The sequence below is a fragment of the Brevibacterium sp. p3-SID960 genome (genome assembly GCF_025144725.1).
In the GTDB taxonomy this organism is placed as follows: domain Bacteria; phylum Actinomycetota; class Actinomycetes; order Actinomycetales; family Brevibacteriaceae; genus Brevibacterium.
The window spans coordinates 1-14,380 of the sequence record NZ_JALXKS010000054.1 but is presented as its reverse complement, the minus strand read 5'-3'; the positions used below and the strand labels follow the sequence as shown (position 1 = coordinate 14,380).

Sequence of the window (14,380 nt, the reverse complement as noted above, 5' to 3'; positions counted from 1 at the left end):
GCGGGGCCTGCGTGTCAGTCTGGGCCTGAATCAGCCCGTGATCTGCGTGTCAGTCTACAGGGGCGTCACTCGTTGCCGAGCTTGCCGTCTGCGGCATCCCGGCCCTTGTTGATCTGGTCGTCGAACTTGCCGCCGGAGGCATCCGAGGCCTTCTGCGACGCCTGGTCGAGGCCCTTGTCGGCGGCCTGCTCGCCCTTGTCCGAGTTCACCGCGTCCTTCGCCTTGTTGCCGAGGTCTCCGAGTCCCATATCAAACTCCTTCTCAACATCGCGTCCCGGTCAGGTGACCGGCTGTGCACTCCACCTTTGCAGGTCAGCGTCCGGCTGTAAAGGATCTCGCGCGAGTGGAAACGCTGTGTTCACGCCGTCTTCACCCAGCCGCCGGTGCCTGGCCGCGGCGGTGGGTCAGTGGCCGGGGACGACGAGGCTGAGTCCGGCGAGCGCACCGGCGAGGATGAGGATGGTGATGACGTCGGCCCGGCGCGGCCGGTTGACCCACATCTCCCCGAGTGGGCCGGGCAGCATCCGCAGGCCCGCCAGCAGGAACAGGCCGGCGGCCAAGGTCAATCCGCCCAGCCGGAAGCTCGGCAGCGCAGCGGCTGCTGACAGGACGATCCAGATGAGGCTGGCCAGCAGCACCCAGTCGCGGCGGGTGGGGTTGGAGTAGCGGCGCTTCCAGTAGATCCAGCGTTTGGAGAACCAGTTGCGTCCGCGCCCGCGTGGCAGGGGCTGGCGCTGATGGCGCGGCGGCTGCCCATCTGCTGTTGATCCAGCCGCCGTCGACCCAGCTGCCGTTGATCCAGCCGCCGGCAACCCCACCGCCGGCGCTCGGTCGGCCGGCCGCCGGGACGCAGCGTGTCGGGGTTCAGTGGAAGAAATGGCGGGTTCCCGTGAAGTACATCGTCACTCCGGCCTGCTCGGCGGCTGCGATGACCTCCTCATCGCGGATCGACCCGCCCGGCTGCACGATCGCGGTGACACCGGCGCGGGTCAGCACTTCGAGACCGTCGGCGAACGGGAAGAACGCGTCCGAGGCGGCCACCGATCCCGCGACCCGGTCGCCTGCGCGCTGGACGGCCAGCTGCGCGGAGTCGACCCGGTTGACCTGGCCCATGCCGACTCCGACGGAGGCCCCGTCGGCGGCGAGCAGGACCGCATTGGACTTCACCGCCCGGCAGGCCCGCCACGCGAAGGCGAGATCGCGCAGCGTCGCCTCGTCGACGGCCCGTCCGGCGGCCAGGGTCCAGTTTGACGGGTCGTCGCCGTCGGCCTGGAAGCTGTCGCGGTCCTGGATGAGCACCCCGCCGGAGATCTGGCGGAACTCCTGGGCATCGGGCTGCCAGCCACCGAGTTCGAGCAGGCGCAGGTTCTTCTTCGTCCTGAGGATCTCCAGCGCCTCGGGGGCGAACGAGGGGGCTGCGAGCACCTCGGTGAAGATCGGCTTGACGGATTCGGCCATCGCGACGGTGACCTCGCGGTTGGCGGCGATCACCCCGCCGTAGGCCGAGACCGGATCGCAGGCGTGGGCCTTGCGGTGGGCTTCGGCGATATCAGCCGCAGTGGCGATGCCGCACGGGTTGGCGTGCTTGATGATCGCCACCGCAGGCGTGTCGAAGTCGTAGGCGGCCCGGATCGCGGCGTCAGTGTCCTGGTAGTTGTTATACGACATCTCCTTGCCGCCGAGCTGCTGGGCTCCGGCGATGCCGCCGCCGGCTGCGGTCTGGTAGACGGCAGCGGCCTGGTGCGGGTTCTCGCCGTAACGCAGCCCGTGCTTCTTGATCGCGGTGATGCCGAAGAAGTCGCCGGGCTCGTCGCCGTCGGCGAGCTGTCCGGCCAGCCAGCCGGCGACTGCGGCATCGTAGGAGGCGGTGTGGGCGAAGGCCTCGACTGCGAGCCGGCGCCGGGAGGCCAGGTCGAAGCCGCCGGTCTGCGCAGCGGTGACGACATCGCCGTACCGGGCGGGATCGGTGACGATCGCGACACTCGGGTGGTTCTTCGCCGCTGCGCGGACCATCGCCGGGCCACCGATGTCGATCTGCTCCACGCAGGCGTCGAAGTCCGCACCCGAGGCGACGGTGTCGGTGAATGGGTAGAGGTTGACGACGACGAGGTCGAAGGCGTCGATGCCGAGCTCAGCCAGCTGTGCGCGATGGTCGTCCTTGCGGGAGTCGGCGAGGATGCCGGCGTGCACCTTCGGGTGCAGGGTCTTGACGCGGCCTTCGAGGCATTCGGGGAATCCGGTGACGTCTTCGACCGGGGTGACGTCGATTCCTGCCTCAGCGATCTGCTTGGCCGTCGAGCCGGTCGAGACAATCGACACCCCGGCCTCGGCGAGCCCGCTGGCCAGGTCGGTCAGGCCGGTCTTGTCGTAGACGCTGATGAGTGCGCGGCGGATCGGACGGTGAGCTACCACAGCAGGCTCCTTCGGACGGAATGGGCAGAGGCGGACAGGTGATGAGAGGTGAGCTGGTTCAGTCGATGCTATCGCGGCCGGAGAATCCGGCGACACGGCGGCCCGTCACGTGCAGATCCGCGCTGGCCAGATGTGTGAGGACGTCGACGAGCAGGCGGCGCTCGACCTGCCGAATGCGCTCATGCAGGGTGTCCTCGGTGTCATCGGGTTCGACGGGGACCGGCTGCTGGGCGATGATCGGACCGGTGTCGACACCTTCATCGACGAGGTGGATGGTCGAGCCGGTGACCTTGACGCCGTAGGCGAGCGCATCGCGGACACCGTGCGCACCGGGGAAGGAGGGCAGCAGGGCCGGGTGGGTGTTGATGATGCGCTGCGGGAAGCGTGAGATGAAATCGGGCCCGAGGATGCGCATGAACCCAGCCGAGACGACCCAGTCGGGCTGATAGCCGGCCACCGCCTCGGCCAGTGCCCGGTTCCATTCGTCGCGGGAGGCGAAATCACGCGGGGCGACGACGAAGGCGTCGAGACCGGCACCTCGGGCACGGTCGAGGACCGGGGCATCGGGCCGATCCGAACCGACCGCAGCGAGCGTGACATCGGCGACGGGTGCGGTGGTGGTGAAGGCGTCGATGACAGCCTGGGTCAGGGACCCGGATCCGGAGGCGAGGGTTACGAGGCGCACGGCTGTCATTGTATGTCAGACTGTTGCGGTGAGTCCGATCGAGCACAAGCCCAGCCAGAACGACCAGCGGCCCTCTGCCGAGAAGCCCAGCGGCGATGAGGCGCTGGTGATGAAGCGCAACCGTGAGGGCACGATCTTCACGCTGCTGCTCGGCGCTGCGCTGCTGGCCTCGCTGTACCCGCTGCCGGCGAAGCTGTTCTCCGGCGTCTTCGCGATCGCAGCCCTCGTGTGGACGGTGCGCTACTTCATCGCCGGGGTGCGCTCGAAGCAGGCCGGCGGCTGGATCGTCATGGGTGTGCTCGGCGCGCTGGCGGCCGGCTGGATGATCCTGCAGGCGATCGGCATGGCGGTGCTGTACCCGCAGCAGAAGGCCTACGAGGACTGTGTCACCTCCGCGCTGACGGAGCAGGCCGCAGTCGAATGCCAGACCGAGCACCGCTCGCAGCTGACGAAGATGCTCGAGGACCTCGGCGCCGGCTGATCAGCCCCCGCTTCTGCCCTGCGCGCCCAGTCTGCCGTCTCAGTCCTGCGGTTGCGCCCGGCGGGCAGCGAGGATGAGCCCATAGCCGGCCCACAGACCGGCGATGACAAGCCCGCCGGTAATGAGCGGGAACAGCAGCGCCGGCACTCCGAAGACCTCCAGGCCGCCGGGCCCCAGCCCACCGGTGGAGAACAGCCCCCACATCCACATGAGCACGAGCAGCTGAGCTGAGGCGACGGTGATGACCGGCAGGTCGACGCGCTGCCAGCTGCGGCGCAGCGTCACGAGTAGCACGCCAATGATGACGAGCAGCGCCGGTGCCGCGGCCAGGAAGGCCGGTGGGTGCTCCGGGATGATCGCCAGCAGCGGCACCGCCGGGCGCGGCCCATCGGCTGCTGAGAACGCCGAGGCGGTCTCGGCTGCCGACAGGTTCACGCCGGCACCGCTGAGCCAGGCAAGGGCGACGGCGAGAATGCCGGGCAGGTAGAGCAGCTGCACCGCCGACAGGCCGATGGCGGCCACGACCGGGGCGCTGTAGAGGCCAACGACGTCTTTGACCTCCTCGAACTCGACGGCGAGTCCGACGGCGACGCTGATTGCTGCCAACCCGGCAAGCCACCAGCCGGCGCGCACGCACACGCGGTGCGCGTCCTCCAGGGCCGCGGCCCACTGCTGGCCGAGCCTGGCGGACAGCGTGGAGTCCGCGGCGGCTGCCTGCGGGTACAGGCCGGCACCGAACACGATCGCGGTGCCGATGAGCAGTCCGACGCGGGTGAAGCCGATGAGGCTCGGCGTCGCGGCCCCAAGCGCGAAGCCGAGCCCGACGGTGACGAGCAGGAACGCCCCGGCGATCGACAGGTAGGCGCTGGTGCGCGGGACGCGGTGGGCGGGGAGCTGGCCGGCGCGCTGCAGACGCGCATTGGCGTCGAGCGCGGTGGCGGTGCGGGAGGCGGCATTGCGCAGCAGCAGCCAGACGATGAGGCACAGCAGACTGGGCGGGAAGCTCATGAGCGCCTCACCGGGCCTGACGCTCAGCCCGGTGGCGGCGGCCAGGCCGGTGAACGCCCAACCGGGGATCGCGGCGAGCGGACGCTGTTCGGCGATGCCGATGAACCAGGCGATCGCTGCGAGCACGAACGCGATGGCGACGAGCGCGAAGAGGATCCGCACGGCTTCGAGCACGCCGATGACCGCTGGGTGGCGTCCAAGATGCCGGGACCCGCGGCCACTGCTGTCAGGTGGGGAGCTCACTTCCCCTATGGTGCCCGACGCAGCCGCCGGACACGGAATACCGACACACCGGGTATTGCGACTAAAGTAGTAGCGTGAGCCACTATCGCGGTGACCGTCGGCGCTGACCGCCGAACGCGTCACTGTCGTACACCAGCGCTGAAGACAAGGTTGCGAAGCACATGAACTCCGACCCTACTCCCCCGCCGATGCCCCCTCAGCCGCCGCACGGTCCCGGCGGCTCGGCCGGTGCCGGTGCTCCCGGCCCGTACTCCGGCAGCCCGCAGGGGCCCTACTCCGGTGGACCGCAGGGGCCTTACTCCAGCAGCCCTCAGGGAGCCTACTCCAGCAGCCCGCAGGGGCCTCACTCGGGTGGTTCCCAGGACACGGGTCCGACCTACAGCGCCGCACCGATCGGCTCGAACCCCACAGGCGGGGCGAGTGCCGCCTCGGGCCCGGCAGGCGGCAGCGTCCCGCAGCCGGCCCCTGCCCCCGGTTATGCACCCGGCCCCGGTGACCCGCACCAGGCGCACGGGCAGCAGAAGCGGAAGAAGTCGAAGCTGCCGCTGTTCCTGTCGCTGGGCGCCGTCGCTCTCGTCCTCATCCTCGTGCTCGTCGGCTTCTTCGTCGTGCGCAGCGTGAACAACAACAAGTACGGCCCGGACACGGTCGCCGAGGAGTACCTCGCCGCGCTCGAGGCCGGCAACATGGACAAGGCCAACGAGATCACCAAGGCCACCGCCCCTGACGGCGCCAGCGAAAAGCTCCTCGTCCAGCCGATCGTCGACGGCTCCCAGGACAAGATCACCGACACCAAGGTCGTCGAGACCACCCGCAACGGCGATTCGGCGAAGATCCACACCCAGTACTCCCTCGGCGGGCAGCCCTATGACCTCGTGCTCACGGCGACGAAGGACGGCCGGCAGGGCATGTTCTTCGACAAGTGGAAGCTCGAACCGCCGGTGCTGCCGACGATCGCCCTCGAAGTGCCGCCGATCAGCGGCTCGACGATCAACGGACAGGAATTCACCCCTGAAGCCAGCCGGGTCGAGTACGCCGTCTGGCCGGGCCGCTACGACGTCTCGACCCCGGAGAGCAAGTACATCACCTCCGCTGAGGGCAATGCGACCGTCGGCTTCGCCGATGAGGAGGCCCCGCGGGCTGCGACCGTCAAGCTCTCCGTCGAGGCCACCGATGCTTTCGACACCGACGTCAAGAAGCTGGTCGAGGACAAGGTCAAGGAGTGTGCCAAGGAGAAGAAGACCTCCGTCGACGGCTGCCCGATGGTCAACATCAGCTGGAATGACGACAAGGGCAAGGAAGCCGCCGACAAGGTCAACGAGAAGACCATCGAACGCTCAATCGAGAAGATGCCCTCGGTCCGCACGATGCTCAGCCCCGACGGCTCCGGCGGCTCCTTCTACACCGAGTCCGACAAGGTCGGGAAGATGACGATGAAGGCCAAGTCGAAGGACGGCAAGTACCGCTGGGACGGCACCGTCGACTTCGAGACCAACGGCTCGGTCAAGATGGACGGCGACAAGCTCACCGTCGACTTCTACTGACCTGGCACCCCCTCACAGCTTACCTGACCTGCGACATCGCCGGTCAGGTCAGCTGTTTCGACTCCCACTGACCGGCGCCGAGGCGGTGGTACAGTCGTGGACTGTGAGTGCAGACACGTCCCCGGCCGGCCAGGTGAGCGAACCGGCCAACCAGGTGAGCGAACCAGAGCCGGTCATCTCCGCCTCGGGCCTGGCGAAGAGCTACGGCGACTTCGCCGCCGTCGACGGCATCGACTTCACCGTCACTCCTGGTGAAAGTTTCGGTCTTCTCGGCCCGAACGGGGCGGGGAAGTCGACGACGATGCGCATGATCGGTGCGACGCTGCCGCGCACCGGCGGGCAGCTGAGTGTGCTCGGCCTCGATCCCAACGTCAACGGCCCGCAGATCCGCGCTCGGCTCGGCGTCATCCCACAGCAGGACAATCTCGACGAGGAGCTCTCGGTCTTCGACAACCTCGTCTTCTACGCCCGCTACTTCGGGTACCCGCGCGCCTACGCCAAGGCGAAGGCCGATGAGCTGCTCGACTTCGCCAATCTGCGCGAAAAGCGCAGCGCCCGGGTCGATGAGCTCTCCGGTGGCATGAAGCGCCGGCTGACGATCGCCCGGTCGCTGGTCAACGATCCCAGCCTGCTGATGCTCGATGAGCCGACCACCGGGCTCGACCCGCAGGCCCGGCACATCCTGTGGGACCGACTCTACCGGCTCAAGCAGAAGGGCGTCACGCTCGTGCTCACGACGCATTACATGGATGAGGCCGAGCAGCTGTGCGACCGGCTCATCGTCGTCGACCACGGCCGGGTCATGGCCGAGGGAGCGCCGAGCGAGCTCATCCGCCGCTATTCGACCCGGGAGGTGCTCGAGCTGCGCTTCGGCATCGACCGCAACGAAGAGCAGGCCCCGGCGCTCGAACGGTACTGCGAGCGCATCGAGGTGCTGCCTGACCGGCTGTTGCTCTACAGCGGCGACGGTGACGCCGCACTCGCAGCGATCCGGGAGGCCGGATTCGCTCCGCTGACCGCGCTCGTGCGCCGCTCCAGCCTCGAGGACGTTTTCCTCAGGCTCACCGGACGGAGCCTCATCGAATGAGCACCGACATCGACGCGCCCGGCACACACGCCCGCCAGCGCCAGGCGGTGCGCCGGGCCGGCCCGTGGCTGGTGGCCGAGAAGCAGCTGCTGTTCTCCCTGCGGTTCATCAAGACGACCCTGGCTGTCACCGTGCTCACCCCGGTGTTCTACATCTTCTCCCTCGGTCTGGGACTGGGCACCGTCGTCGACTCCGCCCAGCCCGACGGTGTCGGCGGGGTGCCGTATCTGCTCTTCGTCGCCCCGGCGATGCTGGCGACAGCGGCGATGATGTTCGCCGTCGAGGAATCCACCTACCCGGTGATGGCCGGGTTCCGGTGGAATCGCGGCTACTGGGCGGCGGCCGCCACCACACTGACTCCAGCGCAGATCGCGCTCGGCGCAGCTCTGGCGACGGTCATCCGGGTCGCTGCGATCACGACGATCTACTTCCTCATCATCGCCCTCGTCTTCGACGCCGTGCCGAACCCGGCCACCGGCTGGCTCATGATCCCGCTGGCCGCCGTGGGCGGGACTGCGCTCGGCTTCCCGGTCATGGCCTTCACCGCCACGCTCACGCGCGATTCCGGTCAGTTCGCGCTCATCCAGCGTGTCGTCGTCATGCCGCTCATGCTGTTCTCCGGCACGTTCTTCCCGCTGGGGAATCTGCCGCTGTCGGTGCAGTGGATCGGCTGGCTGTCTCCGCTGTGGCACACCACCGAACTCGGGCGGCTGCTGTCCTATCACCAGCCGATGACCGGGGTCATGGTCGCTGTGCACCTTGCCTGCATCATCATCCCCAGTGCCGCCGGCCTGCTCATCGCGATGCGCCTGTTCGCCCGGAGGCTGACCTCATGACGCAGCCGCCCGGTCCGCAGGGGCCGCCCAGTCCGCAGCCTCCCGGTTCGCAGAGGCCGGGCAGTCCGCACACACACGCCCTGCCTGCTGACGGCGGACCGTCAGGCAGCACCGCCGGCGCACTGGCCGCTCCGCGCCCGGGCCGGGTGCGCGCCTTCTACGCCGGCAATGCCCGGGCCGTGGTGGCCCGCGGCCTGCAGGTCCTCCGGCACAACAACTTCATCCTCATCGCCACCGGCGTGCTCGAGCCGATCCTCTACCTGCTGGCCATGGGCCTGGGGCTCGGCTCCCTCATCGGCAGTGTCGACTACGAAGGCCAGACGATCAGCTATGCCGCCTATATCGCACCAGCTCTGCTGGCCGCTTCGGCGATGAACGGCGCGGTCATGGACTCGACGGTCAACGTGTTCTTCCGCCTCAAGCACGGCCGGCTCTACGAGGCGATGCTCACCACCTCGCTCGGCCCGCTCGACGTGGCCCTCGGTGAGATCCTCATGGCAGTCTTCCGCGGCTTCCTCTACGCCTGTGGCTTCGTCGCCGTCATGTTCGCCCTCGGGCTGCTCGCCTCCCCATGGTCGCTCACCGCACTCGGCGTCGCAATGCTCATGGCCTTCGCGTTCGCCGCGATCGGCATGGGAATCACGAGCTTCTTCTCCGGCTGGTACCAGCTCGACTGGATCTTCGTCATCCTGCAGCCGCTATTCCTGTTCTCGGCGACCTTCTACCCCATCGATGTCTACCCAGCCGCCGTGCAGTGGGTGGTCCAGGCGCTGCCGCTGTGGCACGGCGTCGAGCTCATGCGCCTGACGGTTCTGGGCGCAGCGACCAGCCCGGCCTGGATCCACATCGTCTACTTCGCCGGCATGATCGTCATCGGTGTGGCACTGACATCGACTCGGCTGCAGAGGCTCTTCCTGCGCTGAGTCAGACGCCCACCGTGCGCGGGGCCAGCGGCACCTCAAGCGCGGATTCGAACCATTCGGACAGGGTCAGCACTCCCCGGTCGTCGAAGCGGCGGCCGGCGACCTGCAGGCCGATCGTCCGGCCGTCAGCTGTGTATCCGGCCGGCACGGAGGAGGCCGGTTGTTCGGACATGTTGTAGGGCACAGTGAAGGAGATGTGCTGCATCGGCTGGGTCGCGTCGTTGAACGGCATCGGCCAGTCCGCTGGGAACGCGGCCATCGGCGCGACCGGGGAGAGCACGAAGTCATAGGCAGCCGTCGCCGCGATCGTGCGCCGGCGCATCTCCTGGATCGAGTGGTAGCAGCGCAGCAGCTCGGTCGCTGAGATGTCGGCTCCGGCCCAGCACCATTGGGCGACATAGGGCAGGATCATGCGCCTGTCGGCATCGTCGAGGGCTTTGAAGTCCGCCCACGAGCGCACCCGCCAGAACCGATCGATATCGACCAGCAGCTCCTGGTCCATGAACGGGGTGATCTGCTCGACTCTCGCCCCAGCGCCATCGAGGACCGCAGCGGCAGCATCGACGGCGGCGGCCACCTCGGGATCGGTTGCACTGCCGCACCCAGCATCGGTGTGCACGGCCACCCGCAGCCCGGTGACGTCGAATTCCTCATCCCGGTAGCTGTCCGCGGTGGCCGGCAGCTGGGAGTAGTCGCGATCATCGGGCCGGCCGATGACCTCCATTGCGTCGATGACGTCGCTCATCCGGCGGGCCAGGGGGCCTGCGCACCGGCCCAGGTAGGGCGCTGAGAGCGGCACCCGCCCGAAGCTCGGCTTCAGGGTCGCCAAGCCCAGCCAGGTGCCCGGCAGGCGGATCGACCCGCCGATGTCGGAGCCGATGTGGATCGGCCCGTACCCGGCAGCCGCGGCCGCACCGGCACCCGAGGATGATCCGCCGGTCGTCAGCTCCGGGTTGAGCGGTGATCGGGTGATGCCGTGACGTGACGACACTCCCGAGGACAGCATCCCCCAGTCGGGCATGACGGTCGAGGCGAAGAGCACTGCCCCGGCTTCCAGCAGCCGGTCGGTGATCGGGGCGTTCTCCTCGGCAATCGGCGGATCGCCGGCATTGTGGCCGCCGGGCATCCCGACCCCGGCCCAGGCGATGTTCTCCTTGATCGTCACCGGCACGCCGTCCAGCTCCGAGAGCGGTTTTCCGGCCTGCCAGCGGGCCGCTGATGCCTCGGCTGCCTGCCGGGCGGAGTCGAAGTCGGCATGCCAGAGGGCGTTGACTGTCGGTTCGCATGTCTCGACGCGCTCCTTGACGGCGTCGAGGACTGCGACCGGGTCGGTCCGGCCTGCGACGTAGGCGGCGCGCAGTTCGGCGGCGCTGGCATCGGCGAGCGTGGTATCCATGGCGGTCCTTCCGTGCTCTCAGCCGGCCCGGTCATTCAGAGCGGCGGCGAGCGTGGGTGTGGCGGCGACGAGCGAGGCGGTGTACTCGTGCTGCGGGTGGTCGTAGATCGAGGCGACGTCCCCTGATTCGACGATCCGGCCGTCCTTCATGACGACGACATCGGAGCACAGGTGGCGCACGACCCCGAGGTCGTGGGAGACGAACACGAGGGTGAGCTCGTAGTCCTCGACGAGGTCGGTGAGCAGGTTGAGCACCTGGGCGCGGACGGAGACGTCGAGGGCGGAGACCGGTTCATCGGCGACGAGGATCCGCGGGCGGCACACGAGCGCACGCGCAATCGAGATGCGCTGACGCTGCCCGCCGGAGAACTGGTGCGGATACCGGGTGCTGCTGCCGGCGTCGAGGCCGACGGCTTCGAGCATCTCGCTGACCTTCTCCCGCCGCTGGGCGGCCGGCACGCCCATGGCCACCAGCGGTTCGGCGACGATGTCGGCGACCTGCATGCGCGGGTCGAGGCTGGCGAAGGGGTCCTGGAAGACGATCTGCAGCTCCTCGCGCATCGCTCGCAGCTGCGCTTGGGTGGCCGAGGCGATCTCGCAGTCCCCGACGCGGACGTACCCGCTGGTGAGCGGTTCGAGCCCGGAGAGGATCTTGAGCAGCGTCGACTTGCCCGACCCGGATTCGCCGACGATGCCGAAGCGCTGCCCGGCCCGGATGCTCAGCGATACGTCAGTGAGCGCATCGACGGTGTCGGCTCTGCTGAACAGCCCGGACTTCGTGCGCTGATAGGTCTTGTGCAGGGCCTCGATCTCGATCAGCGGCGCCTGCTCCTGTGCTGCGTCGGGCCTGAAGGCGGTCTGCGGTCGGGTGTCGCCGGCCGGCCCCGTACCGTCGACCGGCCCTGTACCGTCGACCGCACCCGTGTCGTCGGCCGGTCCCGAGGCGGTGGCGACCTGCGGCTCGGGCGGGGTGAAGCGGGACCGGCTGAGCCGGGCGGCATCGTAGGCGCGAGCGGTGGCGATGGTGAAGAGCCGGCCGTCATCGTCGGTGGCCGTCAGGTCGGAGGCGGCGAGCAGCCCGCGGGTGTAGTCGTGCTGCGGGTCGGTGAAGATCTGCTCGGTGGCACCGGCTTCGACGATCTCGCCGTGGTACATCACCATGACCTTCTCGCAGACACTGGCCACGACGGCCAGATCATGAGTGATGAACAGCAGCCCCGTGTCCGAGGTGGTGACGGCGTCGAGCACGAGGTCGAGGACCTGCCGCTGGACCGTGACGTCGAGGGCGGTGGTCGGCTCATCGCAGATGAGCAGCTGCGGGTCATTCGCCAGCGCCATCGCGAGCATCACCCGTTGGCGCTGCCCGCCGGAGAGCTGGTGCGGGTACGCCCGGGCGGTGGTCTGCGGGTCGGGCAGCTGGACGAGACCCAGCAGGTCGATCGCACGTTTCGCAGCGCTCGTCTTCGACTGGGTGCGGTGGATGCGCATGACCTCAGCGACCTGGGCGCCGACGCGCATGAGCGGGTTGAGTGCGCTCATCGGCTCCTGGAACACCATGCTCATGTTCAGCCCGCGCAGCCGGGCGATCTGCCGGTCGGAGCGCTCCAGCAGATTGCCCTGAGTGCCGGTGAGCGTGATCGAGCCGGTGGCGGTGAGCTCGTCTGGCAGCAGGCCCATGACCGCTGAGGAGGTAAGCGATTTCCCGGACCCGGATTCGCCGATGAGCCCGACCCGCTCGCCGGGGGCGATGGTGAACGACGTCGGGTGCACGAGCGTGGTCTGCGCGGTGGTGATCGACAGGTCGGTGACTTCGAGCAGGCTGCGCTTGCTCACCGGTGCCGGCGGAGTGGCGGCGCTGGTGTGGGCGGGCATGTCAGTCACGTCCTTTCAGCTTCGGGTCGAAGCGGTCGCGAAGCCCGTCGCCGAGGAGGTTGAACCCGAGCACAGCGGCGGCGATGAACAGGCCCGGCCACAGGGCGAGCATCGGATGAGAGGACAGGTACTGCTGGGACTCCTGCAGCATCCGACCCCACGAAGGGGTCGGCGACTGGGTGCCCAGACCCAGGAAGGACAGCCCCGCCTCGGCGAGGATGGCAAGTGCGAAGGCGACGGAGGCCTGCACGATGATCATCCCAGCGATATTGGGCAGCACGTGGAAGACAGCGATCGGCAGGATCCGGCGATTGGCTGCCCGGGCGGCCATGATGTACTCGGTGCTCATCACCTGCAGGGTCCCGGATCGGGCGACGCGGGCGAAACCGGGGATCGAGGCGATGCCGAGAGCCACCATCGCAGGTCCGGTGCCGGGACCGAACACGGCGGAGAACACGATCGCCAGCAGCAGCGCGGGGAAGGCGAGCAGCAGGTCGTTGCCGCGCATGATGAGCCCGGACAGCCACCCGTAGGGGGTCATCCCAGCCAGCACGCCCAGCGGCACTCCGATGAGGGCGGCGATGGCGACGGAGACGACGCCGACGAGCAGGGTGACGCGCGCGCCGTACATGATCCAGGTGAAGGTGTCGCGGCCGTACCGGTCGGTGCCGAAGATGTGGTCGGCTGACATGCCCTGCAGCCGGTCGGCGGGCATCGCCTGGGTGGGGTTGTACGGCGTCCACAGATACGACACGAGCGCCATGCCGATGACGATGCCGATGAGCGCGATTCCGATGACGAGCGAGGCGTCGGCCTTGTAGCGGCGGCTGGCGACGAGACGGGTGTTCATGCGGCCCTCCTGACGCGCGGGTCGAGGACGGTGTAGAGCAGGTCGACGATGAGGTTGAGCAGCAGGACGAGCACGACGAGGACCATGACGATGCCCTGGACGGTGACAAGGTCGCGGTTGGCCACAGCCCGCACGAGTTCGGAGCCCATGCCGGGGATGACGAAGACCTGTTCGATGACGACGGCGCCGATGAGCATCGTGGCCAGCTGGATGCCGGCGACGGTGACGACGGGGATAGCGGCGTTGCGCAGCCCGTGGCGTACGAGCGCCTGCGGTTTCGTCAGCCCTTTGGCGCGGGCGGTGCGCAGAAAGTCCTCGCGCATCACCTCGAGCACGGCCGAACGGACGTAGCGGGTGAGGATCGCCGCCTGCACGAGCGCCAGCGCCAGCACCGGCAGGGCCAGCCGTGCGAGGAACCGGCCGAAGCCCTCAATCGGGGCGGCCCAGCCGCTGGAGGGGAACCAGCCGAGGCCCAAGGAGAAGATCATGATGAGGATGATGGCGGCGAGGAAGTTCGGCACGGCGATGCCGACCTGGCTGGCCGCAGAGATCGCGGTGCCGAGCGTGCGCTTCTGGAACACCGCAGCCAGCGAACCCAGCGGCACGGCGATGAGCAGGGCGACGGCCATCGAGGCGATGACGATGATGAGGGTGACCTGGATGGAGTCGGCGATGACCGGGGTGATCGGTGCGCGGGTGACATACGAGGTGCCGAAGTCGCCGGTGAGCACACCTGAGATCCAGTCCAGGTACTGGACCGGCAGTGGCCGGTCCAGACCGTACGTGCGCTCGAGCTGGGCTACCGCCTCGGGGGTGGCGTTGGTTCCCAGGGCCACCTGAGCGGCGTTGCCGGGCAGCACCTGCATGAGCAGGAACACGATGACCGAGGCGATCGCAGCGGTGACTACGAACTGCAGCAGCCGGCGGATGAGGTATCCGGCCATGCCACCTCCTTGTATCCGCAGCGGCCGCGGCGCGGCCGCTGCGGGTCAGATGAGCGGGGCGGGCCGGGGGGGGGGGCCCCCCCGGGGGCGCCCCCCCCC

14 protein-coding genes are annotated in these 14,380 nt (G+C 68.7%); 5 read left to right on the top strand and 9 right to left on the bottom strand.

Annotated features, from left to right (window positions below; all coding sequences use genetic code 11):
* Positions 1-65: 65 nt before the first annotated feature.
* The 4 genes from M3B11_RS12720 to purN all read right to left on the bottom strand — a co-directional run bounded on the left by M3B11_RS12720 (position 66) and on the right by purN (position 3,097).
* On the bottom strand, positions 66-248 hold the full coding sequence (locus tag M3B11_RS12720) for an antitoxin (protein ID WP_102163146.1): 183 nt from the start codon (positions 246-248) through the stop codon (positions 66-68).
* A 156-nt stretch (positions 249-404) separates the two neighbouring features.
* Complete coding sequence (locus M3B11_RS12715) at positions 405-818, bottom strand: hypothetical protein (RefSeq protein WP_259877809.1); 414 nt, start codon at positions 816-818, stop codon at positions 405-407.
* 46 nt (positions 819-864) lie between these two features.
* A complete protein-coding gene (gene purH / locus M3B11_RS12710; RefSeq protein ID WP_259877808.1) occupies positions 865-2,412 on the bottom strand; it encodes a bifunctional phosphoribosylaminoimidazolecarboxamide formyltransferase/IMP cyclohydrolase in 1,548 nt (515 codons plus the stop codon).
* A gap of 58 nt (positions 2,413-2,470) precedes the next feature.
* Positions 2,471-3,097, bottom strand: a complete 627-nt coding sequence (gene purN / locus M3B11_RS12705) for a phosphoribosylglycinamide formyltransferase (RefSeq protein ID WP_259877807.1) — start codon at positions 3,095-3,097, stop codon at positions 2,471-2,473.
* A gap of 28 nt (positions 3,098-3,125) precedes the next feature.
* Here purN and M3B11_RS12700 point away from each other — a divergent pair, with 28 nt between their 5' ends.
* Complete coding sequence (locus M3B11_RS12700; RefSeq protein ID WP_259877806.1) at positions 3,126-3,578, top strand: hypothetical protein; 453 nt, start codon at positions 3,126-3,128, stop codon at positions 3,576-3,578.
* Positions 3,579-3,617: 39 nt separating this feature from the next.
* Here M3B11_RS12700 and M3B11_RS12695 read toward each other — a convergent pair whose 3' ends face one another.
* On the bottom strand, positions 3,618-4,829 hold the full coding sequence (locus M3B11_RS12695; RefSeq protein ID WP_259877805.1) for a DUF6350 family protein: 1,212 nt from the start codon (positions 4,827-4,829) through the stop codon (positions 3,618-3,620).
* Positions 4,830-4,990: 161 nt separating this feature from the next.
* Here M3B11_RS12695 and M3B11_RS12690 point away from each other — a divergent pair, with 161 nt between their 5' ends.
* From M3B11_RS12690 to M3B11_RS12675, 4 genes are all read left to right on the top strand, one after another.
* Positions 4,991-6,373 carry a hypothetical protein gene (locus M3B11_RS12690; protein ID WP_259877803.1) on the top strand — a complete coding sequence of 461 codons (1,383 nt, stop codon included), beginning with the start codon at positions 4,991-4,993 and terminating at the stop codon, positions 6,371-6,373.
* Between the two features lie 103 nt (positions 6,374-6,476).
* Entirely contained in the window at positions 6,477-7,460 is a 984-nt protein-coding gene (locus M3B11_RS12685) for an ABC transporter ATP-binding protein (RefSeq protein WP_396121579.1), read from the top strand.
* Positions 7,457-8,296, top strand: coding sequence for an ABC transporter permease (locus tag M3B11_RS12680; protein ID WP_259877801.1), 840 nt, complete (start codon positions 7,457-7,459; stop codon positions 8,294-8,296). Before M3B11_RS12685 ends, M3B11_RS12680 begins: the two co-directional genes overlap by 4 nt.
* The gene (locus M3B11_RS12675) at positions 8,293-9,219 is read left to right on the top strand and encodes an ABC transporter permease (protein ID WP_259877799.1); all 927 of its coding nucleotides are present in this window, start codon (positions 8,293-8,295) and stop codon (positions 9,217-9,219) included. The genes M3B11_RS12680 and M3B11_RS12675 overlap by 4 nt, the downstream gene beginning before the upstream one ends.
* 1 nt (position 9,220) lies before the next feature.
* On the opposite strand, the gene M3B11_RS12670 is transcribed toward M3B11_RS12675, so the two are convergent.
* The 4 genes from M3B11_RS12670 to M3B11_RS12655 are packed head-to-tail and all read right to left on the bottom strand — an operon-like array spanning position 9,221 to position 14,281.
* On the bottom strand, positions 9,221-10,615 hold the full coding sequence (locus tag M3B11_RS12670) for an amidase (protein ID WP_259877797.1): 1,395 nt from the start codon (positions 10,613-10,615) through the stop codon (positions 9,221-9,223).
* A gap of 18 nt (positions 10,616-10,633) precedes the next feature.
* Positions 10,634-12,487 carry an ABC transporter ATP-binding protein gene (locus tag M3B11_RS12665; protein WP_259877810.1) on the bottom strand — a complete coding sequence of 618 codons (1,854 nt, stop codon included), beginning with the start codon at positions 12,485-12,487 and terminating at the stop codon, positions 10,634-10,636.
* Between the two features lies 1 nt (position 12,488).
* Entirely contained in the window at positions 12,489-13,337 is an 849-nt protein-coding gene (locus M3B11_RS12660) for an ABC transporter permease (protein WP_259877796.1), read from the bottom strand.
* Positions 13,334-14,281, bottom strand: a complete 948-nt coding sequence (locus M3B11_RS12655) for an ABC transporter permease (RefSeq protein ID WP_102163159.1) — start codon at positions 14,279-14,281, stop codon at positions 13,334-13,336. Before M3B11_RS12655 ends, M3B11_RS12660 begins: the two co-directional genes overlap by 4 nt.
* Positions 14,282-14,380: the final 99 nt, after the last annotated feature.